This window comes from Corynebacterium evansiae, from assembly GCF_027570065.1.
Taxonomy (GTDB): Bacteria; Actinomycetota; Actinomycetes; order Mycobacteriales; family Mycobacteriaceae; genus Corynebacterium; species Corynebacterium evansiae.
In genome coordinates, this window is record NZ_JAKMUT010000005.1 from 106,510 (window position 1) to 132,061 (window position 25,552).

The window sequence follows — 25,552 nt, forward strand, 5'->3', positions numbered from 1 at the left end:
GAACAGCGCTCTATGTCGCTTAAATGTAGCGCTTTACTGGTAAACGCGAGGGTGCAGGGTGCCCACGTAGGGCAGGTCGCGGTAGCGCTCGGCAAAGTCCAGGCCATAGCCCACAACGAACTCGTTGGGGATGTCAAAGCCGACCTCGGCCAGGTCGATCTGCACCTTCTGCGCCTCCGGCTTGCGCAGCAGCGTAACGACGGACAGCGACTTCGGGTTGCGGTTGCGCAGGTTCTTCAGCAGCCAGGAAAGGGTCAGGCCGGAGTCGATGATGTCCTCGACGATCACCACGTTGCGGCCCTCGATGTCGCGGTCCAGGTCCTTCAGGATGCGCACCACGCCGGAGGAGCTGGTGGAGTTTCCGTAGGAGCTCACGGCCATGAACTCCAGCTGCGTCGGGATGTCGATCGCCCGCGCGAAGTCGGTGATGAAGAACACCGCGCCCTTCAGCACGCAGATCAGGATGAGGTCGTCTTCCTCGTCGCGGAAGCGGTCAGCGGTGGCCTTGGCCAGCTCGTTGATGCGGGCGTGCAGCGTTTCCTCGTCGATGAGGATACTTTCTAGATCGTCGCCGTAAGGGTTTTCCGGGACATTGAAGTTCTTCTCGCTGTGCATCGCAGACCTCGTTTTCCTCGTTTGTTTCGCTGTTCTGGCTTCGCTGTCTTGGCTCCGCTGCATTGGCTTCGCCGTTTTGTGCCTGCCTGGCATTCTAGCGCGCAGCTACGACCTGGGGACAGTCGCTAACTGCAGGTACCCATAGCGACGTTGCACGACCAGGCGGTGGGTGCGCCGTTGCTCGGTGTATGCAGGTTGGTTCTGTGGCCACGGCACTGCTGCCCCTCCTTGCCCTTTCCATGCGATGACCAGCGCGTCTATCGCGTTGAGGTGCGCGCTCGTGAGGGGTCCGGCTTTGTCTGCCAGCCATTGTTTGAGCACCCTACGCCGCAGTGCCGCTGGTTGCTGTTGTAGTTCGGTGCAGTTTAATGACGCCCCCTCCTCCGCCGCCTGCAGCTCCCGTCCAGCGAGCTCGTCGAGTAGCTCGACGTCTTCGCGGAGCATCCGAGCGGTGCGGGCCATGTTCGCACCGATGTGCTCCCCGAGCACATTCTGCAGGTAAGGCAGCACGCGGGTGCGGATGCGGCTGCGCAGGTAGGCATCGCTGGAGTTGTGCGGATCCTCCCACCAGCTAAGACCTGCGGCACGGCACTCGGCCTCTGTCTCCGCGCGGGTGCAGTTCAGCAGCGGGCGACCGAGCCACGCGGCCCCTGCGGCCACGGCCGCGTGGTCGGTGTGTACGGATCGCATCCCGGCGATGGCTTCCGCCCCGGATCCGCGGACCAGCCCGATGAGCATCCCTTCTGCGTCGTCATCCGCCGTGTGAGCCACCAAGAGGGGCCGCCCGGCGGCTGCCGCGCCGAGGGCTTCGTAGCGCGCCTGGCGCGCCGGCCCCTCCCCTGGGCCTTCCACTTCGACGGTGCGGATCTCCGCCGTCGCCCCTAGGGACAGCGCGGTATCCGCGGCCTGCCGCGCCACCTGTGCGGAGCCTTCCTGCAGCTGATGGTCCACCACCACCGCGTGTACCTTCACCCCGCAGCGCAGCAGGCCGTGCACCAGTGCCAGGGAGTCCGCCCCGCCGGAGAGCCCCACTGCCACCCCGGCGCGAACCTGTTCCGCGCACGCTGCGGACTCGGGGCCGGTTTCCAGCTCTCGCAGCCAGGCTCGGATCTGCGACTGCACACTCATGGCCTACTTGGCTGAACGCACCGCGTTCGCCAGCCGATCCAGCGCCGGACGGGCGGAGTTGGGGTCGGACTCATTGGAGAGGAACGCAAACGTCAGCGCTCGCCCCGAGTCCGTCATAACCGTCCCGGCCAGGGCGTTCACGCCGGAAAGAGTGCCGGTCTTGGCACGCACCCAGCCGGCGGAGTCTTCCGAGCCGGAGCCGGAACCATAGCGCGCCTCCAGTGTGCCTTCCACGCTGGATACCGGCAGCATGTCCAGGATGCCGCGCACCTCCTTATTGGAGAGCACCCCGTCTAGTTCGTGGGCAGTCAGGCGGTTCTTCTCGCTCATGCCGGAGTTATCGAAGAGGGTCGCATCCTTGGTATCGATCCCGTGCTCCTTCAGCACGTCGAGGGTCGCACTCGTGGCGCCCTCGAAGGTCCGCGGCTTGCCCTGGGACTCCGCAATCTCCCGGCCAATGGCCTCGGCCATGATGTTGTCGCTGTGCACCAGCATGTCGCGCAAGCGCACGTTCAGCGGCGCGGACTGAACGGTTGCGATGGGGCCTTGGTCGCAGAGACTGGGCGTCACTTCCTTAGAAACAGTGACCTCCGCATCCGCGCCGAGCGCATCAGCGAGGGCGCGCCCCACATCCTCGCCAGGGTTGTGGGAGCGGGCAGAGTCGGAGGTATAAGGATCGAGGCGACCGGCATCGAGCATGACGGCATCCAGGTTGGCGATGTTGCCGCCGTCGATGTCCTCACGGTCCCAGGTCTTGTTGAAAAGGTCGCCGGAGCGAATCGAGTTATCCACGACGATGGAGGTCACGGCCTGGCCGCCCAGCTTCTTCTTCGCCTTCTCGGCCAGCTTGGCTACCGAGGCGGCATCGGTGAAGAAGCCCTCGCCATCGCGGGACAGCGACACATCGCCATCGCTGCGCAGGATCAGCCGACCCGGATCGTTCGGATCCTGCAGTAGGTCGGTGGACCAGCGGCTATCTTCGTCCAGCGCCAGGATCGCGGCGGCCGCCGTGTACAGCTTGGTGGCAGAAGCCGGAGTGAGCTTCCGGTTCTCATCCTTCGCCCACAGCACCTCGCCGGTCTCAACATCGGTGACGGAGGCTGACAGTACCCCCAGCGCCGGATCCGCCGCGGCGCGCTGAATAGCGGCCTGCACGTCCGGCACATCCCCCTCGGGCGCGTGCATCACCGGGGTGGGCTCCGCCAGCTGCTCGGCGGCCTGCACCTCGTAGCGGCCATTCATCGACCACACCACAGCAGCCCCCACTACGACCGCCACGACGATCACGAAGGCGAGGATGCTCCACAGCCATACTTTCAGGGACTTCTGCTCACTCACTCGTTTCACCCTAGCCGAAAAAAGGCGCTCGGTTAGAATGGTGCGCATGAGCAAAAAAATCGAAGTAACCGTTGAAATCCCGAAGGGTTCCCGCAACAAGTACGAGGTCGACCACGAGACCGGCAAGGTCTACCTCGACCGCTACCTGTTCACCCCGATGGCATACCCGGCCGACTACGGCTTCATCGACCACACCCTGGGCGAGGACGGCGACCCGCTGGACGCACTGGTGATCCTGCCGGAGCCGGTCTTCCCCGGCGTGATCGTTGAGGCCCGCCCGGTTGGCGTGTTCAAGATGACCGACGAGGCCGGCGGCGACGACAAGCTGCTGTGCGTGCTGGACGACGTGCGTTTCGAGCAGTTCCAGGACATCGAGGACATCGACCAGTTCACCAAGAACGAGATCGAGCACTTCTTCGTCCACTACAAGGACCTGGAGCCGGGCAAGGAAGTCAACGGCTCCGGTTGGGGCAACGCCGAGGAAGCAGTGAAGATCCTCGACGAGGCCATCGAACGCTACAAGGGCTAACTCACAGCCGCTTGCCGGCGGGCGGCGATCTGGTGCACAACCTCAATGAGCACCGCCCCGCCCGCACCCACGGCCAACCCCGTAAGCATCAGCTTCAGGTTGCCCGTGTGCAGAATCAACAACTCACGTAGCGGCGGCACCAGAAAGATCACCAGGTAGCCGCCCACACAGCCGGCCAGCAGAAGCACCTTCCACCAATTCAGCGGCCGCGCCACAATCCCCAGCACCCACAACCCCATGACGATCAGCGCCAGCAGCACCGCAGTACCGGCCTGTTGCCGCTGAATTTCCGGCACCTCCGCTCCGGGGTAGATGATGATCCACATCGTCACGCAGATGCCGCCGATGAGCACACCGGAGGGAATCGCCAATGACAGCACGCGCCTGACGAAACCGTCCCGCGGACGTTCCGTGTTCGGAGCCAGCGAAAGTATGAACGCCGGAATGCCGATGGTGAACCAACCGGTGATCGTCACGTGAATCGGCTGGAACGGGAAAGAGATTCCCAGCACCGCCACCACCAGCGCCAGCACCACCGAGTAGACCGTTTTCGTCAGAAACAGGTGCGCCACGCGCTCGATATTGCCGATCACCCGGCGCCCCTCGGCCACCACGCGGGGCAACGCGGAGAACTTGTTCGTCAGCAGCACTAGCTGCGCCACGCTGCGCGTTGCGGGTGCGCCCGAGCCCATGGCCACGCCAATGTCTGCCTTTTTCAGCGCCAGCACGTCGTTGACGCCGTCGCCGGTCATGGCCACCGTGCGGTTCTGACGGTGCAAAGATTCCACCATCTGCTGCTTTTGCTCCGGGCTGACCCGCCCGAAGACATTTCCGCGTTTGATCTCCGCATCGAAGGCTTCGTCGTCCAGGCCGTTCAGCGTGCGGGCATCCACCGCCACGAGATCCCGGTCGGTTGCCTTGCGCGCGACCGCCGCCACGGAATCCGAGTTGTCGCCGGAGATCACCTTGATGTCCACGTTCTGCTCGTCGAAGTACGCGAGCGTTTCGCGGGCGTCGGAGCGCAGTTGCTGGCGAAGCACCACGAGCACCGGTTCATTCAGTTGCGGGGCGGAATCCATGCTGAGGTCGTCCGTGTTGGCCCAGGCCTCCCCATCGGCGCCTTCGAGCTTGCCGAACACCAGGATGCGCAAACCCTGATCGCCCAGATCCTTGGCTGTTTCTGCAGCACGACCACCTTCGCGCAAAAGCACGTCGGGGGCGCCCATGATCCAGGCGGTGGCGTCAGAGCAGGCGAACCCAGAGAACTTGTAGCGGGAGTTAAAAGGAATCTCGTGGCCCTGCCACTGTTCGGGTTCCACGCCGCGCTCGCGTAGCCCGGCCACGATAGAGCGGGCGGTGTCGTTCAGATCATCCTGGGCGTTCAGCATGGAGGCGAGGTTGCGCGCCCAGGTTTCGTCCTCTTCGCTCCCGTCAGCAGGGCTTCCGTCGGCGGCGACGATGGAATCCAGCTCCATCTCATTGGTGGTGAGGGTGCCGGTCTTGTCGGTGCATACCGTATCGACGCGCGCGAGCCCTTCGATGGCGACGAGCTCATTGACCAGGGCTTTGTACTTGCCAAGGCGGATCACGCCCGCAGCGAAGGCGATGGAGGTCATAAGAACCAGCCCCTCCGGCACCATCGGGACGATCGCCGCAGCCATGGAAAGGATGGATTCGCGCAGACCCGTATCGGAGCGGACCAGCTGGGTCCAGATCGTGAGGATGCCGGTGGGGATCAGCAGCCAGGTGATTACCTTGAGGATGCTGTTGATGCCGTTCATAAGCACGGAGTCGGTCAGCGAAAACTCGCTGGCCTGGGAGGCCAGGCGTGCCGCATAGGCCTCGTCGCCCACCTTATCGGCGCGGAAGACGGCGGAGCCTTCGTTGACGAAGGACCCGGAGAGGATCTCGTCACCCTCGCCCTTGCTCACAGCATCGGCCTCGCCGGTCAGCTGGGATTCGTCGACGCGCAGTGAGCCGGCCACCACCGTGCCGTCCACCACGACCTCGTCCCCGCTGCGCAGCTTGATGATGTCCCCGAGGACGACCTCGTGCTGCGGGATGGTCTTTTCCTCGCCATCGCGGATGACGGTGGGTTCCGATTCGCCGACGATGCGCAGTTTGTCGAGGGTCTTCTTCGCACGCAGCTCCTGGATCACACCCACCGCGGAATTAGCGATGATGAGCAGGCCGAAGGCGGCGTTGATGACCGAACCGGTGGACAGGACGATCGCGCACAGAACGCCGAGGATGGCATTGACGCGGGTGAAGATGTTGGCGCGCAGAATCTGTGCCACGCTTCGGCCGGTTCCGCGGCTCTGCGCATTCACCTCGCCGCGTTGCTTGCGCTCCTCTACCTCGGCGGCCGTGAGTCCCCGCGAAGGGTCAGCCTGCACTTCGGCGCTAGCTTGCTCGCTGGCGTGCGCCAATTCGACCTCCTGCGTAAACGGCCCGGCAGGTCCCCACCGGGGTGTCCCTTCTATTTAACTCCACGCTATTCAACTCCACCTCGCTGGCTGCCCAACTTTGCCACCTTGCCTACAATGGGGCGCCATGAGTGAATTCGAAACAGTACAGCCCACCGATGTTCCTGCTGGCGCCCAGCTAATCGACATCCGTGAGGTGGACGAATACAACCAGTGGCACGCCGAGGGCGCGACCAACCTGCCCCTCTCCGAGCTGCAGGCTCGCTACGGCGAGCTGGACCTGAACGAGGATATTTACCTGATCTGCCTCTCCGGTGGTCGCTCCGCGCGCGCCTGCCAGTGGCTGGAGCAGAATGGCATCGACGCAATCAACGTTGCTAACGGCACGGCCGGCTGGCGAGACGCCGGACTACCTATCGTGGGGCAACCCCACAATTAGACAACCCCCATAGTCAGCGTTATATTTATGGCATGTCCGAAAACACGCCGCTACCCGCTGACTTGTTGTCTTCGCCCTCATTCCAGCTTGAGCGCCTACGCCGCCGCACCCGCGACTTCGTAGAGACCGCGCTCGCGGAAAAGGGCTTCAACCTGCGCGAATTCTGGGTTCTTGCCTGCCTCGTCGATGGCGATGCAGCAAGCCAGGCCACGCTAGGCGAAATTCTTGGGGTGGACCGCTCCGACATGGTTCGCCTGGTCGACTCCCTGGAAAAGCGCTCCCTCGCCAAGAGGGTTAAGGATCCGAAGGATCGTCGCCGCCAGATCATTTCGGTGACCAAGAAGGGCACTAAGACCTACAACAGTCTCTCCCCTCTGGTCGCCTCCGCAGAGGATAAGGCGCTAGACGAATCCACTTCCAAGCAGCTTAAGCACTTGAGCAAGCTGGCCAAGGCCATCATCTCTACCGAGGAGGCCTAGGCGAAAAGTGCAAATCCCTTCCCGGTACCTCCGTTCCCACGAGGCACCGGAGCCGCGCACGCTCATCGACATTGTGCGTGCGACGGCTTCGGCGTGCCCAGAAGCCCCCGCCATCGACGACGGCAAGGGGGTTATTACCTATTCCGAGCTGCTCGACGAAATCAACGAAACCGCCGAGTGGCTGCATAACCGTGGCCTCGGGCGCGGCGACCGCATCGGCATTCGTATGCCCAGCGGCGATCGCTCGCTCTACATCGCTATTTTGTCCACCCTGGCCGTCGGTGCTGCCTATGTACCTGTTGACGCCGACGACCCCGAGGAACGAGCTTCCCTTGTCTTCGGCGAGGCCGGCGTGGCCGCAATTTACGGTGCCGACGGGCTGCAGCTAGTCGACGAAAACTTGCAGGCAAATCCTGGGGCAGCCGCCACTAAGGAGTTCGGCCCGGACTTGGAAGCTGATGCGTGGATCATCTTCACCTCCGGTTCCACAGGCAAGCCAAAGGGCGTGGCGGTCACCCACCGCAACGCGGCTGCCTTCGTGGACGCGGAAGCAGAGATGTTCCTGCAGGAGGAACCACTGGCTCCGGGCGACCGCGTTCTAGCGGGACTGTCCGTCGCCTTCGATGCTTCCTGCGAGGAAATGTGGCTGGCTTGGCGCCACGGCGCCTGCCTAGTACCCGCCCCACGCGCCCTGGTGCGCTCCGGCGTGGACCTAGGGCCTTGGCTGGTTTCCCGCAGCGTCACGGCCGTTTCCACCGTGCCGACCCTAGCCGGTCTCTGGCCCGATGAGGCTCTGGATGCCGTGCGTCTGCTGATCTTCGGCGGCGAGGCCTGCCCGCCAGAGCTAGCCGCCCGCCTGGCCACCGATTCCCGCGAGCTGTGGAACACTTATGGCCCGACCGAGGCCACCGTCGTGGCCTGCGGCACCACCATGGACGGGGTGCGCCCGGTTTCCATTGGCACTCCCCTGCGCGGCTGGGACCTGGCTGTCGTTAACGAAAACAACCAGCCGGTGGGCTGGGGTGAGACCGGCGAACTGATCATCGGCGGCGTCGGCCTGGCCCGCTACCTGGATCCGGAGAAGGATGCGGAGAAGTTCGCGCCCATGCCGGAGCTCGGCTGGGAGCGCGCCTACCGCTCCGGCGACCATGTGCGCCTCGAGGAAGATGGCCTGTACTTCGTCGGTCGTATCGACGACCAGGTGAAGATCGGTGGGCGTCGAATCGAACTCGGTGAGGTAGACGCCGCGCTGTCCGCCCTTCCCGGAGTACGCAGCTCCACCGTCGTGGTGCAGACCACTGGCGGCGGGGACAAGGTACTGGTGGGCTACGTCTCCACCGAGGGAGACGTCGAGGACTTCGACCAGCAGCAGGCGCTAGACCAGCTGCGCGATTCCATGCCCGCTGCCATGGTTCCGCGCCTGTGCGCGCTGGACGAGCTGCCGGTGACGACCTCCGGCAAGGTGGACAAGAAAGCCCTGCCATGGCCGCTGCCTTCCAGTGGCAACGCGGAGTTCGACAACCCCACCCAGCAGTGGCTGGCGGGGCTGTTCGCCGACGCGCTCGGCACGGCAGTAACCAGCCCGGATGCGGACTTCTTTAACCTCGGCGGCACCTCCCTGGGTGCGGCCACGCTGATCAGCCGCGTGCGCCAGGAGGTTCCCACCGTCAGCGTGCGTGATCTCTACGATCACTCCCGCCTGGGTGCACTGGCCGAGCACATCGACTCTCTGCGCGAAAAGACCGGCGGCACGGGCTCCGGCCAGGCCGCACAGGCCAAGGACGTCACACCCGCCAAGCCGGTGGGTATCGGCACCCGCCTTGCACAAGCCCTGATCCAGGTTCCGGCGCTCACCCTCGCGGGCGCGCAGTGGGTCACCTGGATCCTGGTGTTCAACGCGATCCTGTTCCACGGTTCCTCGTGGGCAGGCGACCTGCCGTGGGTGGTCGACGTGCCTTGGGCCGTGGTCATCGCCGCGGTGATCGTCTTCGCCACCCCGCTGGGCCGCCTGCCACTGTCCGCGCTGTTGATCCGCCTGATTACGGCGGGCATCGGCGAAGGCGACTATAAGCGCGGCGGCTCTGTTCACCTGCGCATTTGGGCTGCGGAGCGCGTGGCGGATTCCTCCGGCGCACGCGATGTCTCCGGTGCCGCGTGGATCACCACCTATGCCCGTTGGCTGGGCGCGAAGGTCGGCAAGGGCGCTCAGATGCACACCCTGCCGCCCGTCACTGGCCTGCTAACCCTGGGCAAGCACTGTTCCATCGAGCAAGAAGTGGACCTTTCCGGCTACTGGCTGGAGGGCGATGTGCTGCATGTCGGCAGAATCGAGGTCGGCAAGGACGCCTCCGTCGGCGCCCGCTCCACCCTGTTCCCCGGTGCCCGCATCGGCGCCCGCGCTCACATCGAGCCCGGCTCAGCCGTCACGGGAGCCAAGAAGGTCAAGGCAGGTTCGCAGTGGGCAGGTTCGCCTGCGGTGAAGGTCGGCAAGGCCCGCAACCGTTTCCCGGAGCACGCCGCCCCGCGCCGCACCATGTGGTTCTGGCTCTACGCGCTGAGCGCCATCGCGATGTCGTTCCTGCCCCTGGTGGCTCTGTTCGTCGCTGCGGCGTTTGTGCTGTGGCTCGTTCCTGTTGACGCCCCCTTGCTGGCGCTTCCCATCGCCGCAGTTGGTGGTCTGGTGGCATTTGCAACGTACGCAGCACTGACGTGGCTGTCCGTCCGTCTGCTGTCCGCAGGCCTGAAGCCGGGCGTGGTGGCCGTGCGCAGTCTCAGCGGCTGGCGCGTCTGGGCGGTCGAGCGCCTGATGGATAGCGCCCGTACGCAGCTGTTCCCGATGTACGCAGCACAGCTCACCCCGCTGTGGTTCCGCAGCCTGGGCGCCAAGGTGGGCAAGGATGCGGAGATCTCCACCGCCGTGATGGTGCCGCGCTTCGCCGAGGTGCGCGAGGGCGCGTTCCTGGCAGACGACACGATGGTCGGCGGCTACGAGCTCGGCGGTGGCGGCTGGATGCTTACCGGTAACACGAAGGTGGGTAAGCGATCCTTCCTGGGCAACTCCGGTATCGCCGGTCCGGATCGCACGCTGAAGAAGAACTCTCTGGTGGCCGTGCTCTCCTCCACCCCAGAGAAAACGAAGTCCGGCAGCAACTGGCTAGGCTCCCCGCCAGAGCGCCTGCGCCGCGTGGCTGTGGAGGCCGGCGGCGAGTCCCGTACCTACAACCCGGGCTTCGGCCTGAAGGTGGCCCGCGGCATCGTAGAGACCCTCCGCTTGCTCGCCCCGATGACCTCCGCCGCGATTGCCGCGGGTGTGGTACTGGCGCTGCAGTGGATGCTGGTAAACCAGGGCATCTGGCAGACCTTCGCGGTTTCCGGCCTGGTTCTGGTCGGCGCTGGGTTCGTGGCTGCGGCGGTGACGGTGCTGATGAAGTGGCTATGCGTGCAGCGCATCAAGCCAGGCGAGCACGAACTATGGTCGGCCTTCGTGTGGCTCAACGAACTGCAGGATCAGTTCGTGGAGACCGTGGCCGGCCCCTGGTTCCTGGCGCACACGATGGGTACTGGCAGCCTGAACATGTTCCTGCGTGCACTGGGCGCGAAGATTGGCCGGGGCGCTTGGTTGGATTCCTATTGGCTGCCGGAGGCGGACCTGGTCAGCATTGGCCGGGGTGCCAGCGTGGGCCCGGGTTGTGTGGTGCAGACGCACCTGTTCCAGGACCGCGTGATGAGCCTGGATACCGTCACCCTGGGAGACGGTGCGACAATGGGCCCCCACAGTGTGGCTCTGCCCGCCGCCGCAATCGAGCAGGCGGCGACGGTCGGCCCGGCGTCACTAGTTATGCGCGGCGACCACGTACCCGCCGCGACGAGGTGGCAAGGCAACCCGATCGAGATCGTCGAAGGTTAGCCTCCAAGAGCACAGGCCCCGGCCGCCCTATGCAGGGCAGCCGGGGCTTGTTCGCGTACTGGCTTATTCTGGCCAGCCCGGGTGGATGCTATTAGTCGCCGATCTGGTCGCGGCCGCGCTTGACGATCTTCGGATCCGGCTCGCCGACGACCTCGTGATCCTTGTCCGCGTACTCGAACTTGGACAGGACGTAGCGCATCGCGTTGATGCGGGCGCGCTTCTTGTCGTTGGACTTAATGGTGATCCACGGGGACTCGTTAGTGTCCGTGTAGCGGAACTGCTCTTCCTTGGCACGGGTGTAGTCATCCCACTTGTCCAGGGAAGCCAGGTCCATCGGCGAGAGCTTCCACTGGCGAACCGGGTCCACCTGGCGGATGGCGAAACGGGTGCGCTGCTCCTTCTGAGTGACGGAGAACCACAGCTTCGTCAGGGAGATACCCGAGCCCATGATCATGTTCTCCAGCATCGGAACCTCACGCAGGAACTCCGCGTGCTGATCGTTGGTGCAGAAGCCCATCACGCGCTCCACGCCGGAGCGGTTGTACCAGGAGCGGTCGAAGAAGACGATCTCGCCGCCGCACGGGAAGTGCTGGACGTAGCGCTGGAAGTACCAGGAGGTGGACTCGCGCTCGGAGGGCTTCTCCAGGGCCACGGTGCGGGCACCACGGGGGTTCAGGTGCTCGTTGAAGCGCTTGATGGTGCCGCCCTTACCGGCAGCATCACGACCCTCGAAAATAATGATGTGCTTCTGGCCGGTGTCCTTGGTCCAGTTCTGGAACTTCAGCAGCTCGATCTGCAGGGCGCGCTTGGTGGTCTCATACTCGTCGCGGCTCATGCGCTCGTCGTAGGGGTATTGGTCGCGCCAGGTATCAACCCGATGGCCGTCCGGAGTGATCAGTACCGGATCGTCTTCATCCGAGTCGTCCACCAAGTAGCCCTCGGTAGCGGCAAGATCAACCATGTGGAATTCTTCTTCGGCCATGTGCCTGGGTTCTCCTTCGCCTGAAGATTTTTCAATTCTAGTAGCACTTTCCAGTCTAGTGGTTTTGGCCCAGCTATACAGATGTGCCGGAACCATACGGGGTAGGAAAGGCATGAAAAAACCCCGGCCGAAGCCGGGGTTTTAGCTGTTAAGCGGAAGCTTACTTCTCAGCCTTGCCGTTAACCCACTCGTTGATAACGCCGGCAACCTTGCCCAGGCCCTCGAAGATGCTCTTGAAGCCGCCGAAGAAGTCGGTCAGCTGGGTGAAGATGTTGTTGATCTGCTCGAACATACTAGTTTCTCCTCTTGTAGAGATTGGGGGCGCCAGTTCCTCTGAGCCCGATAATTTTCTTGTGGTAGTGACGCCCCCTCTAGGCCGTCTGGAGAATAGAGTAGCGGATCTGCGAAAAGCCACAACCCCTGGGCGAGACCTTCTTTAAATCCACCCCCCACCAGGGGGTAACGATTCAATAAAGATCCAGCTCAGGGGTTGTTTTTACGGCGAGTCCACCTAGGTTAAATCTAGGAAAACCAGCTATTTTTAACTGTTTTACACGGGGCTTAGAAGCCGCCCATGCCGCCCATCTCGTCAGCACCCGGCATTGCCGGTGCCTCCGGCTCCGGCTTGTCCGCGACGACAGCCTCGGTCGTCAGGAACAGTGCCGCGATGGAAGCAGCGTTCTGCAGCGCGGAACGGGTGACCTTCACCGGGTCGGAAATGCCAGCACCCAGCAGATCGACGTACTCGCCGGTTGCAGCGTTCAGACCCTCGCCTGCAGGCAGGTTGGCAACCTTGTCCACGACTACGCCCGGCTCTAGGCCAGCGTTGTGAGCGATCTGCTTCAGCGGGGCTGCCAGGGCCGCGCGTACGATCTGCACGCCGGTAGCCTCGTCGCCTTCCAGGCCCAGGTTGTCGTCCAGCACGTTGGCGGTCTGCAGCAGGGCTGCGCCACCGCCGGCGACGATGCCCTCTTCTGCGGCTGCCTTAGCGTTGCGCACGGCATCCTCGATGCGGTGCTTGCGCTCCTTCAGCTCCACCTCGGTGGCGGCGCCGACCTGCAGCACTGCAACGCCGCCGGACAGCTTAGCCAGGCGCTCCTGCAGCTTCTCTGCGTCGTAGTCGGAGTCCGCGTTCTCGATCTCCTGGCGGATCTGCTTGATACGGCCAGCCAGCTGCTCTGCAGAGCCTGCGCCGTCGACGATGGTCGTATCGTCCTTGGTCACCACGACCTTGCGGGCGGTGCCCAGCATCGGCAGGTCTGCGGTCTCCAGGGAGAGGCCAACCTCTTCGGCGATGACCTGGCCGCCGGTCAGGATCGCGATGTCCTGCAGCTGCGCCTTACGGCGGTCGCCGAAGCCCGGTGCCTTCACGGCGACAGACTTGAAGGTGCCGCGGATCTTGTTAACAACCAGGGTGGACAGAGCCTCGCCCTCGATGTCCTCGGCAACGATCAGCAGCGGCTTGCCGGACTGCATGACCTTCTCCAGCAGCGGCAGCAGATCCTTGACGTTGGAGATCTTGGAGCTAACCAGCAGGATGTACGGGTCCTCCAGCACAGCCTCGCCACGCTCCACGTCGGTGGCGAAGTAACCGGAGATGTAGCCCTTGTCGAAGCGCATACCCTCGGTGACCTCGAGGTTCACGCCGAAGGCGTTGGACTCCTCGACGGTGATCACGCCGTCCTTGTTCAGCTGACCGTCGCCAACCTTGTACATAGCCTCGGCGATCAGCTCGCCGATCTTCTCGTCAGCAGCGGAGATGCCGGCGGTAGCGGCGATCTGCTCCTGGGTCTCGATCTCCTTGGCGTGGCTCAGCAGCTCCGCCGTGATCTTCTCCACGCCAGCCTGGATGCCGCGCTTGATGCCCATCGGGTTGGAGCCAGCGGCAACGTTGCGCAGACCCTCGCGTACCAGGGACTGCGCCAGGACGGTTGCAGTGGTGGTGCCGTCGCCAGCGACATCATCGGTCTTCTTGGCGACTTCCTTGACCAGCTCGGCGCCGATCTTCTCGTAGGGGTCTTCCAGCTCGATTTCGCGAGCGATCGTCACACCGTCGTTGGTGATCGTCGGGGCGCCCCACTTGCGCTCCAGGACGACGTTGCGTCCCTTCGGGCCGAGGGTTACCTTAACCGCGTCTGCCAGGGTGTTCAGGCCCTTTTCCAGTCCGCGGCGTGCTTCTTCGTCGAATGCAATCATCTTAGCCATGAGGCTTTTCGATCCTCCGTTTAGAGTTGGCGACACATACGGCTCAGATCAAGCGCCCGCGACGGCACGGGTGAATGAATGTCGCGACATTCACCCTCACTTCATCTGACGGTTATTTTCTGGCACTCCCTTAGTTCAAGTGCTAACCCCGTTTTTAGCACTCTCCCCCATCGTCTGCAAGGTGCCGTGCACGCACATCGGCTGTCCAGTCCGGTCGCTACAGTAGTTATCTATGAGCGATACCAACAGTGAATCCAACAGCGCATCCAACACCTCGCAGCTAGACCTCGCCCGCGCCGCCATCGCGGAGCAGATGCCGCAGCTGAAGAAAGACCTCACAACTCTCGTCTCCTTCGAGTCGGTCCACTCCACCCCGGGCCTGGAAGATGCCAATGCCGCTGCCGCGCAGTGGGTCATCGACGCATTCACCAGCGTGGGCATCCCCGTCGAAGGCCACGTCACCACCGACGGCTCCACCTCCGTCATCGGCCTGCGCGAGCCCGCCGAGGGCTACCCCACCATCCTCCTGTACTCCCACTTCGACGTGCAGCCCGCCGGCGACATCGAAGCGTGGACCGATGACCCGTGGACCCTCACCGAGCGCGATGGCCGCTGGTATGGCCGCGGCACCGCCGACTGCAAGGGCCACGTCGCCATGCACGTTGCTGTGCTGCGTGCTCTTTCTATCCTTTCGGACGCCCACTTCCCGGCCGCCAAGAATCTCGGCATCCGGATCGTCGTCGAGGGCTCGGAGGAGCGCGGCGGCTATGGCCTGGAGGACCTGCTGGCCGAAAAGCCGGAGCTCTTCGCCGCCGACACTTTCCTCATTGCCGATTCCGGCAATGACACCCTGGGCGAGCCGAGCCTGTGCACCGCGCTGCGCGGTTCCGCGCCGGTCACGGTGCGTACCCGCACGCTGGCACAGCCGATGCACTCCGGCCAGTTCGGCGGCGCGGCACCGGATGCCTTGGTCGAGCTGGTGCAGCTTCTTTCCACTCTCCACGACGAAAACGGTTTGGTAGCCGTCCCGGGATTGGAGCCGAAGGAGCGCTGGGGTGGCGTCGGACCAACAGAACAGGAATTCCGCGACAACGCCGGGGTAACCGACGGCGTGGAGCTATACGGAGCCGGCGAATGGCAGCCGAACGACCTGACGGTGATGAACCCATCGATCACGATCACAGGCCTGGATGCGCTGTCGGTGGCGGACTCGGTGAACTCCGTGCCCGCAACCGCGGCGGCCGTGGTAAGCCTGCGCGTGCCGCCGGGACGCGAGCCGCAGGAGTGCCAGGACCTGCTGGTCAAGCACCTGGAAAGCCTGAAGACGAACGCGCAGGTGGAGATCGAGCGCGGCTCCCTGGCCGAGGCATTCCAGGCGGATACCTCCGGCCCAGCGCTGCAGCGGCTCGGCGAGGCACTGGGCGAGGTCTACAGCAAGGAGACGATGGAGGTCGCCTCCGGTGGGTCGATTCCGCTGACCAACAAGCTGCTGGGTGCGTACCCGCAGGCGGAGCTCGCGCTATACGGCATCGAGGAGCCGAAGTGCGCCATCCACTCCGCGGACGAGTCCGTGGATCCGGGCGAGATTGAGGCCATCGCGACGGCCGAGCTGCTGTTCCTGCTGCGCACCGCAGAGGAGCACAGCTAGCCGCCCAGAATCTCACCTAATGAGAAATAGGCAACAGTTTGAATCTCAGAGTGAGACGGATTACATTATTTAACTAGCAGTACTTTATATAGGTACCCAACTTTATTTGAGCACCCATTCAGCGGGTGCCCAAGGCCAACTAGATCTTGTTCCAGAAAATCGAGTCACCATGAACGTTTCCTCTACGAACACCACGACCTTGATCCGCTTCGCCAGCTCGGACCAGGACCTGGATCTAGACGCGCCTGTGTACACCCCGCTACCCAGCGGTCGCCGTTCCACCGCGAAGACGTACAGCGAGCCGGTGCACACCCGCATCGAGAAGCGCCGCAAGCGCACCCGCACCTTCGCGGAGGATCCGTTCCGCGCCCGCTTCGGCCAGCGCCTGCCGGTGGGCATGCGCCAGGAAGCACGCGGCATGGAGTGGAAAAAGTTCATCCGCACCTACGCGCCCGGCGCGATCCGCGTGGACTACCTGAAGGCCACCCGCCTTTCTCTGGGCCGCCACGACTTCGACATGCAGGTCAGTGGCCTGCGCGCCGATGGACAGTCCACCCGCGTGGAGATCACCGCGATGGGCGCATCCTCGGCAATGACGGAAACCCTGGCAGACCACGGCTTCCCCGTGGAAGTCGCAGAGTTCCACCAGTACGACATCTTCGAGGCCACCGTGACCTTCATCTACGCGGTGCACAAGTCCAAGCGTGTGTGGGCAGTTGGCTTCGGCGCGGACCGCGATACCTCCATCGCTAGCGCCCTGTGCAACGCGGCTGCCCGCCTGCACCTCTAGCGCGGCTACCCGCCTCTAAGCTCAGCACCTCTAAGCTCAGCCACGTAATGGTGGCTAGGGCACGCCACTGTCACGTAACTACAGCGACTTCCGCAGGGACTCGACTGTCAGGTCCACCGCGGCGATCCACGCCTCCGGCTGCGTGAAGCCGCCCTCTACCCCGTCGTCTCCACGGGTGCGGGTGCCGGGCTCCGGCGCGGCACCGTGCTCGCGGGCCGCGGCGCGTTGCAGCGCATAGTCTCCGCCACGGGCGATCAGCTTGCGCACATCCTGGAGTTCCGCTGCGCATCCCAGCTCCTCGGACAGCGGGGCGAGCCTATCCACCCAGGCGTCCAGCTCGTCAGTGACCAGCGCCTCGTTGGTCTCCCGGTCGGTAATGATCAGCGCGTCCAGGCCATAGCGGGCCGCGCGCCACTTGTTCTCCGCCACGTGCCAGGGCTGCAGGGTCGGTAGCTCGTGGCCAGCGTCCAGGCGGCGCTCGAAGTACACCACCAGACAGTGGGTGTAGGCGGCGATGGCGGCGAGCTCCCACAGCTCCATCGTGGCATCAGCAAAACGGGTTTCCACCGTGCCGTACTTGGTGGGGCGCACGTCGAAGTGCATGGAGCCGGTGTGGTTGATCACTCCCGATAGGTCCTGATCCCGGTTGAATTCCTCCCACTGCTCCCAGTTTTCAAACTGGTAAGGCATGCCCGCAGTCGGCAGCTGTTGGTACAGCAGGGTGCGGTTGGAGGAGTAGCCGGTATCCAGCCCCTCCCAGGCGGGCGAGCTGGCGGACATGGCCAGGATGTGCGGGTAGTGCGTCATCAACGCATTGATGATGGGCCACACTTTTTCCTTGGAACCCACGCCCACGTGCACGTGAATCCCCCAAATCAGCATCTGACGGCCCCAGTACTGGGTGCGCTCGATGATCTCCTGGTAGCTCCCCTTTTCGCTGAGCTGCTGATCCCCCCAGTGCGCGAACGGGTGCGTGCCTGCGGAAAACAGGTTCACGCCGATGTCGTCCGCGCATTCCAGCAGCTGCTTCGCCTGCACGTACAGGTCCTCGACTGCCTCCGGGATCGTGTCGTGCACACTGGAGACCATTTCCACGGTGTTGGCCAGGAACTCGCGGACGACCTTGTGGCCGGGGTGCACCTCGTCCATCCGCTCTATCAGTTCGGCGGCGCGCGGAACCAGGTCGCGGGTTTCGGGGTCGACGAGGGCGACTTCCCACTCAATGCCGACGGAAGGTGCGGAACCCGGGAAGTCCATTGCGGCCCCTTAGAAGATATGTAGACAGAAGTTAAAAGAACGCTTTTACTTTAGCGGGGCATGTCATTTGTTGTCACAACCACAACACCCGCGGGGCGCTCCCCCTCCAGCATCTCTACGCCTTCGATGGCTCGGTCGGTAGCCTCGTCACGCTCGCGCGCCTGGATCCCCAGATCCTTGGCGAGCTGCTCGGCCAGCTGACGCTCGGCGTCATTACCCTTCGGGTAGAGCACCACAGACGTCGGGAAGACACCCGACTCGTCCGGTAGGTTGCCCACACCGGTCTTGTTCCACTGCTGGTCGCGCATCTTGTTGGCGACGTCGCCGGCGAGGCCGTTGATGGGACTGTTATTGAGGACGGCTACGTAGGTGTCTTCTTTATTGACGCCACCTTCCGCCGCTGCCGCATCACCATCGCGACTCTCGTCAGCGCGATCCCCCTCCCGGTTTTCGCGCTCGTCTTCCGGCTTCGGCTTCTCGGCATCTTCCGCGTCCGGGCGGTTGGGATCTTCGCCCTCGGGGGCGGAGGGCTTCTCACCCTGCTTAGCTTGCTCGCCCTGCTGACCCTGCTGACCCTGCGTCTGCTGGGTCTGGCTGGCCTGCTCGGATTCATCGGAATCATTGCCGGACAGGGAGAATACGCCCCAGCCAATCAGCAGAACGGCTACGGCAATCAGGATCATGGCTAGGCCGCGCAGCGGGAGGCCGAGGTTCTCATTATCCGCGTCGTCGTCGAGTGCATGGCGTGGTCGATTCGGTTCAGTCACGCCACAAAGTTTAACTTCCGTAACATCGGTAACAAACCTGACACGCGCTGTGCCTCATTCTTCGTCAGAGCTCTTCATCACTAGTCTCGTCAGAACTCATCATCACGGCGACGCAACAGCATGCGTACCAGGACGGGGTCGAAGTCCAGCGCCTCCGGGCGCTCGATCAGACGGTTGAGCTGCTGGAAGTAGCGGACCGGATCCACCCCAAACTCGCCGCGGATGTGCTCATTCTTCGCGCTGGCATCCCGCCACCAGCGGCGCTCGAACTCCAAAATGGCGATCTCTCGGTCTGACAACATGGAACTAGATTCTAGACTGTCTGTTATGACCATCATGCCTATCGTCATCTGTGGCGACCCTGTACTGCACAACCCCACCACCAAGGTGGATCCCAGCGAGATCGCTGACCTCGCCCCACTGATCGCGGACATGTACGAAACGCTCTCCGCCGCCAACGGCGTGGGGCTGGCAGCCAACCAGGTGGGCGTAAACAAGCGCTTCTTCGTCTACGACTGCCCCGATACCGAGCGCGGTGAGATGCGCCGCGGCTGCGTGATCAACCCCGTGCTCGAGACCAGCGAGATCCCGGAGACCATGCCGGACGAGGAGGAAGACGAGGAAGGCTGCCTGTCCGTCCCCGGCTACTCCTTCCCCACCGGACGCGCGGACTGGGCACGGGTAACCGGCCTGGACGAAAACGGTGAGGAGGTCACCGTCGAAGGCACCGGCTTCTTCGCCCGCTGCCTGCAGCACGAGGTCGGCCACCTGGATGGCTTCCTGTACACCGACACCCTGATCGGCCGGTGGAAGCGCAAGTCCAAGAAGGCCATCAAGGCCGAGGGCTGGGATCACGCGGGCAACACCTGGACCCCCGGCGTGGACGAGGATCCTTTCGGGCATGAATAAAGACACGACGTTCTCCGCCGCCCACGCAGGTGCCCGGCGCGTGGAGGGCTTCGGGTTCCCCATCAGCCGCCGCACCGACCCCGTGAGTATCCGCCCGGGCACGCGAGTGGTCGTGCGCTACCGTGTGCCGGGCGATGCCGCTTCCGGCCACGGGGCAGGCTCCGTCACCGACGCGATCGGCGTGCTGCGCAACATAAGCCCGCTGCAGGTGGACGACCTTGTGATCGCCGACGAGGACGTTGTGGTGCTGAAGACCCTCAGCGCCAAGCCACTGCGCAATAGCGACATCCGCGCCCTCGAAGCCGCCAAGGCCGCGGCCTTCCCCGGCATCGAAAACCAGATGATCGGCGGGTGGCTGGCGCGCGCGGGCGATGGCATCACCGAGCGCAGTAACTCCGCCGTGCCCATCGGGCCGAGTGCCGGATTGCAGGAGGTTCCGCTGGCGCAGCTGGAGGAGTTCTACCGCTCCCACGACCTGCCCTGCCAACTGATGATCCCCGACCGGATCGGCCGACCCGCCGAACACCTGCCGGGCGAACGCGGCCCGGAGATCCTGGTGATGAGCAAGGAGCTCGGCGACTCGGCGCGGCTCTCGGCGCAAGACTCGCCGCAAGGCTCGCCGCAGGCTCCGACTCCGGCTCTGGACACGTCCCAGACCGACGCGCTGGACCCATCCCTGGCCGACACGCAGATCGAGCTGGCCGTCGACGAGACCCCGGATGCCGACTGGTTCTCCATGTACAAGTTCCGCGGCCAACCCCTGCCGAAGAAGGCCCTGGACCTGCTGTGCCACCGCATCGACGGCCAGCTGGGCTTCGCCCGCCTCACCGTCGATGGCCAACTCGCGGCCATCACCCGCGCCACCATCACCGACGGTTGGCTGGGTTACTCCGCCGTGGCCGTGGCCCCGGAGTTTCGCCGCCGCGGCCTGGGTACCCTCCTGTGCCAACACCTGCTTAGCTGGGGCGCGGACAACGGCGCGGAGCGCGCCTACCTGGACGTTATCGATTCCAACACCGCCGGAAAGGCGCTGTACCACAAGCTGGGTTTCAGCGAACACCACCGCAGCCGTAGTCTGCGCACGCGCTAGAATGCTTAACCATGCGCATCGCCACCTGGAACATCAACTCCGTACGCACCCGCGAGGAGCGGGTGCGCGAGTTTTTGCAGCGCAGCGACGTGGACGTGCTGTGCCTGCAGGAGACCAAATGCACGGACAAGCAGTTCCCCGACTTCACTGACACGGGCTACGAGCAGGCCCACTTCGGGCTGCACAGCTTTAATGGCGTAGCCATCCTGTCGCGCGTGGGCCTGGCGGACGTGCAAACCGACTTCGGCCAGCCCGGCTTCAACAAGGACCTGGATGCCGAACAGGCGCTGGAAGCCCGCGCCATCGGCGCAACCTGTGGCGACGTGGAGGTATGGAGCCTGTACGTTCCGAACGGCCGCGAGATCGCGGATCCGCACTACTCCTATAAGCTGCGGTGGCTGGACGCCCTCGCGGCGTATGCGGCGGGTTCGGGCGTGGGGGCGTCCCAAAGAAAGAGCAGCGAGAAGCTGTGCCTGGTCGGTGACTACAACATCGCCCCGCGCGACGAGGACGTGTGGGATCGCAGCTTCTTCGACGGCCGCACGCACGTGACTCCCAACGAACGCGCCCGGTTGCGTGCCCTGGAGGACGCGGGAATGACCGCCGCAACGGACCTGATCGCCGACGAATACACCTACTGGGACTACCAGGCCATGCGCTTCCAGAAGGGCGAAGGCATGCGCATCGATCTGCAGTATGCCCGCGGAATCACTCCCACCGCCGCGCGTGTGGACCGCGATGAGCGCAAGGGCAAGGGCGCCTCCGACCACGCGCCGGTGATCGTGGACTACAGCGTGGATGGCGAGGCCTAACCCATGCCCTTCCCCGACCTCCTCGGCCTGTTTAGCGAGTTCACGGACGATTTGCAGTGGTGGCAGGTCACACTGGTCGTTCTGGACTACGCGCTGAAGATCTTTGCGCTGGGCTGGGTTCCTAAGGAACGACGCCCAACGTCCGCCATGGCCTGGCTACTCGCTATCTTCCTGATCCCCTTCATTGGCATCTTCCTATTCCTGCTGATGGGATCGCCAGCGATCAACCGGCGGCGCCACCGCATCCAGAACCAGGCGAACGAACTGATCCGCACGATGAGCGCCGACGAGCCCGACGTCCCCGAGGGCAGCGAGCTCAGCGACGAGCTACGTTCGCTGGTGCGACTCAACCGGGAGCTCACCGCACTGCCCGCCGTGAACGGCACCATGCAGGCCCTGCATTCGGACTACGAGGAATCGATCGCCGCGATGACCCGCGCGATCGACTCGGCCGAAGACTACGTAAACGTCGAAATTTACATCATGGCCTGGGACGATACGACCGAGCCCTTCTTCGAAGCACTCGGCCGGGCCGCGCAACGCGGAGTGACCGTGCGCGTGCTGTGGGACCACATCGGCGCGCACAAGTACAAGGGCAACAAGAAGCTGGGTAAGAGGCTGCAGGCCATGGGCGTGGACTGGCAGGTCATGCTGCCTCTGCAGCCGTTCAAGTGGCGCTTCCGCCGCCCCGATCTGCGCAACCACCGCAAGCTGGTGGTCGTGGACGGCCGGGTGGCCTTCATGGGCTCGCAGAACATGATCGAGGCCCCGTACCAGAAGCCGAAGAACCACAAGATCGGCCGCGAATGGGTGGACGTGATGGCGGAGCTAACTGGCCCCATCGTCAGCACCATCAACTCGGTGTTCGCCGTGGACTGGTTCACCGAAACCAACGAGGAACTGGACCTCATCAACCCCACCGATGCCAAGCAGTGGCTGGATACGCACGACCAAGATACCGGCGCGGACATCATGCAGATCGTGCCCTCCGGCCCCGGCTTCACCACGGAGCCGAACCTGCGTCTGTTTACCTCCATAGCGCACCACGCCAAGCACACGCTCAAGCTGATTAGCCCGTATTTCATCCCCGATGAGTCCCTCATGGAAGCCGTGACCACCGCCTGCTACCGCGGAGTTCGGGTGGAGCTGTACGTATCCGAGAAGTCGGACCAGCCGATGGTGGGCCACGCGCAGGCCTCGTACTACTCGGAGCTGCTGAAAGCCGGGGTGCACATGTACCTGTACCCCTACCCGAAGGTCCTGCACTCTAAGTTCGCCATCGCCGACGGCGAGATAGCCGTGATGGGCAGCTCCAACATGGATATGCGCAGCTTCGGCCTGAACTACGAGATTTCGCTGATGGTCGGCAAGGGCGAGCTGCTGGATGCGCTGCGCTCCCTGACCGATGACTACCGGCAACGCTCCGCCCTTTTGACCGCCGAGCAGTGGAGCACCCGCCCGCTGTACAAGCAGTATGTGGATAACGTCGCGCGCCTGACGAGCGCGCTGCAGTAGCGCACAGTAGCGCGCTGCAGTAGTACTGCACTAACGCTGCAGTAACACGCCGTGTTGGCGAATTGATTGTTTTCATTATCGCCGATTAGTGCAATAGCACTTTTGCCGTCATATAGGGTGAATCACAAGTTACTTACATACGCACACAAAAAGAAAGTTTCGCCCGATGACCCCGTCACCCCAGAAGTCGCCGCAGACGCCTTCCCACCCCCCGGTACGCGGCCGTAAGGCACCCGAAATCCTGCCGGAGATCGACGTCGCAGAGATCGCCACGGCAGTGTATGACTTTCTTTCCGCCACCCGCCGCCTGATGGAGCGCCCCAACCAGTCGCTGGAGATCTCCCAGTCGGAGATCGAGGTTCTGCAGTTCATCTCCCAACACCCGGGATGCGGTGTGTCGGACGTCGCCCGCCTGCGCTTCCTCCGCGCCTCTAACGTCTCGGCGACCGTGCGCCGCCTCATCAACGGCGGGCTGATCCGCCGCCAGGCCAACCCGGAGGATAAGCGAGCCCAGGATCTGTATCTCACGGACGAGGGCGTAGACATGATGAACTCCATCACCGACGAGTGGGCGCTCATCATTACGAAGGCCACCGACCGAATGGATGCGCGCGACATCGCAAAGCTGCGCCGTGGCGTGCCCGCCCTGCGGAACCTCTCCCTGGCTGCGGAGTCCCTCGTCGACGATCTGCAGCGCAACCCGGACTAGCCCCGGAAGACTCACACCAGCCCCAAAGCTAAAACGCCCCACCTGGCATCTCAAGGCCGGTGGGGCGAAGGGGGCGTCACTAAGAAAAGCGCTTAAGCGTCCCGCTTCTTCAGCGTCACTACGCCGACGATGAAAAGCACCAGACACCAGGCGGCGAAGTACAGGATCGAGCCCGTCTGGCCCCACGGCGCCTTGTCGAGGTCCCGCATGCCGACATATGCCTCAGCGTTGGTGAACGGCATGTACGGCGGCAGCCAGTCGCGGACCTTCGGCACCAGCTGTACCAGCGTGCCCTCGATCACCAGGTTCCACAGCAGCATGATTGCGATGCCGCCGGCGGTGTTGCGGACTAGGTAACCCACGCCGATGGCGGCGGCGATGGTCAGCAGCAGGTACAGCTCGATACGCCCGATCTGCTCCCACAGGCCATCGGCGCCGAGGCCGACCTTGCCCAGCAGCTCTTCATCCTCCAGATTCCAGCCGAGCGACCACTTGGCGAGAACCGTGCCCACCACGTTGGAGATCAACGCGAGGATCGAGGCGATCACGCCGTAGACCAGGAACTTTGCGATCGGCACCTGCCAGCGAGTCGGGGTGGCCAGCAGGGTGGTCTTGCTGGTGTTCGCGCCGTATTCGGTGGTCACCAGCATCACGGCCTGGATCATCACGATCATCATGCCGAAGGAGAGGAAACCGCTTAGGCCCATGTCAGCGCCGACGCCCGCGACGACGGACATGTACAGCTCTGGGTCCTTCTGCGCCTCCTCGCTCGTCAGCAGCGAGCCGGTCATGCCACCGTTAAGCAGCGCGAAGCCGAGCGAGAAGAACAGGATCAACCCGGAAGTCCACCACAGGGCTTTGGTGCTGCGGAGCTTAATCAGCTCCGATTTGATCAGGTTCACCATTACTTGTCCCCTTCCTTCTGCACGCGCACGGCGTTGCCGGTTGCCTCGCTGCTTTCTTTAGCGCTCTTTTCTTTATGACGCCCACCTGCGGGTTCCGCCTCTTCCGGCGCTGCCTTGGGAGTGGCCTTTTCCGCCGCCTCAGTCTTGCCGGGCTTGGCCTCAGCCTTGTCGGCCTCGACACTGGCGTGGTACTCCACGTGCTCCTGGGTCATGCGCAGGTATGCGTCCTCCAAGCTCGGGCGCTTCTCCGACAGCTCGCGCAGGCGTAGGCCGTAGCTATAAGCCAGGGCACCGATCCAGTCGCTTTCCTGCTGCGGGATGGTGAGCGTCGCGCGGCCGTCCAGATCCTTCCCCTCCTGGAACGCCACCGACTCCTCCGTCAGCGCGGCCTTCATCTCCGCAAGGTGGTCGGTGCGCACGACGGTGGATACCTCGGAAGTGGACTTAATAAACTCGTGGGTGCTCTGGTTGGCCACCAGGCGCCCCTTACCGATAACGATCAGGTGGTCGGCGGTCTGCGCCATCTCGCTGAGCAGGTGAGAACTGATCAGCACGGTGCGGCCCTCCCGCGCCAGGGCCCGAACGAAATCGCGCACCCAGCGGATGCCCTCCGGGTCCAGGCCGTTCACGGGCTCGTCCAGGATCAGCACCTCCGGGTCGCCCAGCAGCGCGCAGGCCAGGCCCAGGCGCTGCCCCATGCCCAGGGAGAACTTGCCGGCCTTGCGGCCCGCCACATCGCTTAAGCCCACGATGCCCAGGACTTCATCCACGCGCTTTTTAGAGAATCCGTTGGCAGCGGCGACCCAGCGCAGGTGTGCCGCGGCGCTGCGGTTGGGGTGGACCCACTTGGCATCCAGCAGCGTGCCGACCTTCTCCAGCGGGCGCTTGTACTCGGCATATGCCTTGCCATCAATGCGGGCAGTTCCCTTGGTCGGCTCATCCAGCCCCACGATCATTCGCATCGTGGTGGACTTGCCGGCACCGTTGGGCCCCAAGAACCCGGTGACGATTCCGGGTGAGACCTCAAAATTCAAATCGTTGACTACCGTGTTGCCTTTATAGGCTTTGGTTAGGGAACTGACCGTAATCATGCGTTCTAGTC

The 25,552-nt window shown here is 63.9% G+C and carries 23 protein-coding genes; 11 read left to right on the plus strand and 12 right to left on the minus strand.

The window, feature by feature from the left end; translation table 11 throughout:
• Positions 1–33: 33 nt before the first annotated feature.
• From hpt to dacB, 3 genes are all read right to left on the minus strand, one after another.
• Entirely contained in the window at positions 34–615 is a 582-nt protein-coding gene (gene hpt / locus L8V00_RS06735; RefSeq protein WP_005296857.1) for a hypoxanthine phosphoribosyltransferase, read from the minus strand.
• A 105-nt stretch (positions 616–720) separates the two neighbouring features.
• A complete protein-coding gene (gene tilS, locus L8V00_RS06740; protein ID WP_269944569.1) occupies positions 721–1,743 on the minus strand; it encodes a tRNA lysidine(34) synthetase TilS in 1,023 nt (340 codons plus the stop codon).
• Between the two features lie 3 nt (positions 1,744–1,746).
• Positions 1,747–3,081 carry a D-alanyl-D-alanine carboxypeptidase/D-alanyl-D-alanine endopeptidase gene (gene dacB / locus L8V00_RS06745; protein ID WP_269944570.1) on the minus strand — a complete coding sequence of 445 codons (1,335 nt, stop codon included), beginning with the start codon at positions 3,079–3,081 and terminating at the stop codon, positions 1,747–1,749.
• Between the two features lie 46 nt (positions 3,082–3,127).
• Between dacB and L8V00_RS06750 the strand changes: the two genes are divergently transcribed.
• The gene (locus tag L8V00_RS06750; protein WP_049049743.1) at positions 3,128–3,610 is read left to right on the plus strand and encodes an inorganic diphosphatase; all 483 of its coding nucleotides are present in this window, start codon (positions 3,128–3,130) and stop codon (positions 3,608–3,610) included.
• Here the strand turns inward: L8V00_RS06750 and L8V00_RS06755 are convergent.
• Complete coding sequence (locus L8V00_RS06755) at positions 3,607–6,039, minus strand: HAD-IC family P-type ATPase (protein ID WP_269944571.1); 2,433 nt, start codon at positions 6,037–6,039, stop codon at positions 3,607–3,609. The two genes, L8V00_RS06750 and L8V00_RS06755, sit on opposite strands and share 4 nt — an antisense overlap.
• A 124-nt stretch (positions 6,040–6,163) precedes the next feature.
• Between L8V00_RS06755 and L8V00_RS06760 the strand changes: the two genes are divergently transcribed.
• The 3 genes from L8V00_RS06760 to L8V00_RS06770 are packed head-to-tail and all read left to right on the plus strand — an operon-like array spanning position 6,164 to position 10,861.
• The gene (locus tag L8V00_RS06760) at positions 6,164–6,475 is read left to right on the plus strand and encodes a rhodanese-like domain-containing protein (RefSeq protein ID WP_005296869.1); all 312 of its coding nucleotides are present in this window, start codon (positions 6,164–6,166) and stop codon (positions 6,473–6,475) included.
• 32 nt (positions 6,476–6,507) lie between these two features.
• A complete protein-coding gene (locus L8V00_RS06765; protein ID WP_035004727.1) occupies positions 6,508–6,954 on the plus strand; it encodes a MarR family winged helix-turn-helix transcriptional regulator in 447 nt (148 codons plus the stop codon).
• 7 nt (positions 6,955–6,961) lie between these two features.
• Entirely contained in the window at positions 6,962–10,861 is a 3,900-nt protein-coding gene (locus L8V00_RS06770; RefSeq protein ID WP_269944572.1) for a Pls/PosA family non-ribosomal peptide synthetase, read from the plus strand.
• Between the two features lie 91 nt (positions 10,862–10,952).
• Here L8V00_RS06770 and ppk2 read toward each other — a convergent pair whose 3' ends face one another.
• From ppk2 to groL, 3 genes are all read right to left on the minus strand, one after another.
• Entirely contained in the window at positions 10,953–11,843 is an 891-nt protein-coding gene (ppk2, locus tag L8V00_RS06775; protein ID WP_034987296.1) for a polyphosphate kinase 2, read from the minus strand.
• A gap of 160 nt (positions 11,844–12,003) precedes the next feature.
• Positions 12,004–12,135, minus strand: coding sequence for a PorACj family cell wall channel-forming small protein (locus tag L8V00_RS06780; protein ID WP_161799464.1), 132 nt, complete (start codon positions 12,133–12,135; stop codon positions 12,004–12,006).
• A gap of 269 nt (positions 12,136–12,404) precedes the next feature.
• On the minus strand, positions 12,405–14,048 hold the full coding sequence (gene groL, locus L8V00_RS06785) for a chaperonin GroEL (protein ID WP_049049725.1): 1,644 nt from the start codon (positions 14,046–14,048) through the stop codon (positions 12,405–12,407).
• Positions 14,049–14,280: 232 nt separating this feature from the next.
• On the opposite strand from groL, the gene L8V00_RS06790 reads away from it, so the two are divergent.
• Both L8V00_RS06790 and L8V00_RS06795 read left to right on the plus strand, forming a co-directional pair.
• On the plus strand, positions 14,281–15,696 hold the full coding sequence (locus tag L8V00_RS06790) for a dipeptidase (protein ID WP_269944573.1): 1,416 nt from the start codon (positions 14,281–14,283) through the stop codon (positions 15,694–15,696).
• 169 nt (positions 15,697–15,865) lie between these two features.
• Positions 15,866–16,486, plus strand: coding sequence for a hypothetical protein (locus L8V00_RS06795; protein ID WP_269944574.1), 621 nt, complete (start codon positions 15,866–15,868; stop codon positions 16,484–16,486).
• A 78-nt stretch (positions 16,487–16,564) separates the two neighbouring features.
• On the opposite strand, the gene L8V00_RS06800 is transcribed toward L8V00_RS06795, so the two are convergent.
• From L8V00_RS06800 to L8V00_RS06810, 3 genes are all read right to left on the minus strand, one after another.
• Entirely contained in the window at positions 16,565–17,743 is a 1,179-nt protein-coding gene (locus L8V00_RS06800) for a glutamate--cysteine ligase (protein WP_269944575.1), read from the minus strand.
• 50 nt (positions 17,744–17,793) lie between these two features.
• Positions 17,794–18,510 (minus strand): LytR C-terminal domain-containing protein, encoded by a 717-nt coding sequence (locus tag L8V00_RS06805; RefSeq protein ID WP_269944576.1) that lies wholly within the window; start codon positions 18,508–18,510, stop codon positions 17,794–17,796.
• Between the two features lie 89 nt (positions 18,511–18,599).
• Positions 18,600–18,812 carry a DUF3263 domain-containing protein gene (locus L8V00_RS06810; protein WP_269944577.1) on the minus strand — a complete coding sequence of 71 codons (213 nt, stop codon included), beginning with the start codon at positions 18,810–18,812 and terminating at the stop codon, positions 18,600–18,602.
• A gap of 25 nt (positions 18,813–18,837) precedes the next feature.
• Here L8V00_RS06810 and L8V00_RS06815 point away from each other — a divergent pair, with 25 nt between their 5' ends.
• The 5 genes from L8V00_RS06815 to L8V00_RS06835 all read left to right on the plus strand — a co-directional run bounded on the left by L8V00_RS06815 (position 18,838) and on the right by L8V00_RS06835 (position 23,545).
• Positions 18,838–19,419 carry a peptide deformylase gene (locus L8V00_RS06815; protein WP_035004751.1) on the plus strand — a complete coding sequence of 194 codons (582 nt, stop codon included), beginning with the start codon at positions 18,838–18,840 and terminating at the stop codon, positions 19,417–19,419.
• Positions 19,412–20,509, plus strand: a complete 1,098-nt coding sequence (locus L8V00_RS06820; RefSeq protein WP_269944578.1) for an N-acetylglutamate synthase, CG3035 family — start codon at positions 19,412–19,414, stop codon at positions 20,507–20,509. The genes L8V00_RS06815 and L8V00_RS06820 overlap by 8 nt, the downstream gene beginning before the upstream one ends.
• A gap of 11 nt (positions 20,510–20,520) precedes the next feature.
• A complete protein-coding gene (locus tag L8V00_RS06825) occupies positions 20,521–21,321 on the plus strand; it encodes an exodeoxyribonuclease III (RefSeq protein WP_269944579.1) in 801 nt (266 codons plus the stop codon).
• Between the two features lie 3 nt (positions 21,322–21,324).
• The gene (gene cls, locus L8V00_RS06830) at positions 21,325–22,836 is read left to right on the plus strand and encodes a cardiolipin synthase (RefSeq protein ID WP_035004758.1); all 1,512 of its coding nucleotides are present in this window, start codon (positions 21,325–21,327) and stop codon (positions 22,834–22,836) included.
• Between the two features lie 166 nt (positions 22,837–23,002).
• Entirely contained in the window at positions 23,003–23,545 is a 543-nt protein-coding gene (locus L8V00_RS06835; protein WP_035004760.1) for a MarR family winged helix-turn-helix transcriptional regulator, read from the plus strand.
• Positions 23,546–23,637: 92 nt separating this feature from the next.
• On the opposite strand, the gene L8V00_RS06840 is transcribed toward L8V00_RS06835, so the two are convergent.
• Both L8V00_RS06840 and L8V00_RS06845 read right to left on the minus strand, forming a co-directional pair.
• Positions 23,638–24,450, minus strand: coding sequence for an ABC transporter permease (locus tag L8V00_RS06840; protein WP_035004763.1), 813 nt, complete (start codon positions 24,448–24,450; stop codon positions 23,638–23,640).
• The gene (locus tag L8V00_RS06845; protein ID WP_269944580.1) at positions 24,450–25,541 is read right to left on the minus strand and encodes an ABC transporter ATP-binding protein; all 1,092 of its coding nucleotides are present in this window, start codon (positions 25,539–25,541) and stop codon (positions 24,450–24,452) included. The genes L8V00_RS06840 and L8V00_RS06845 overlap by 1 nt, the downstream gene beginning before the upstream one ends.
• Positions 25,542–25,552: the final 11 nt, after the last annotated feature.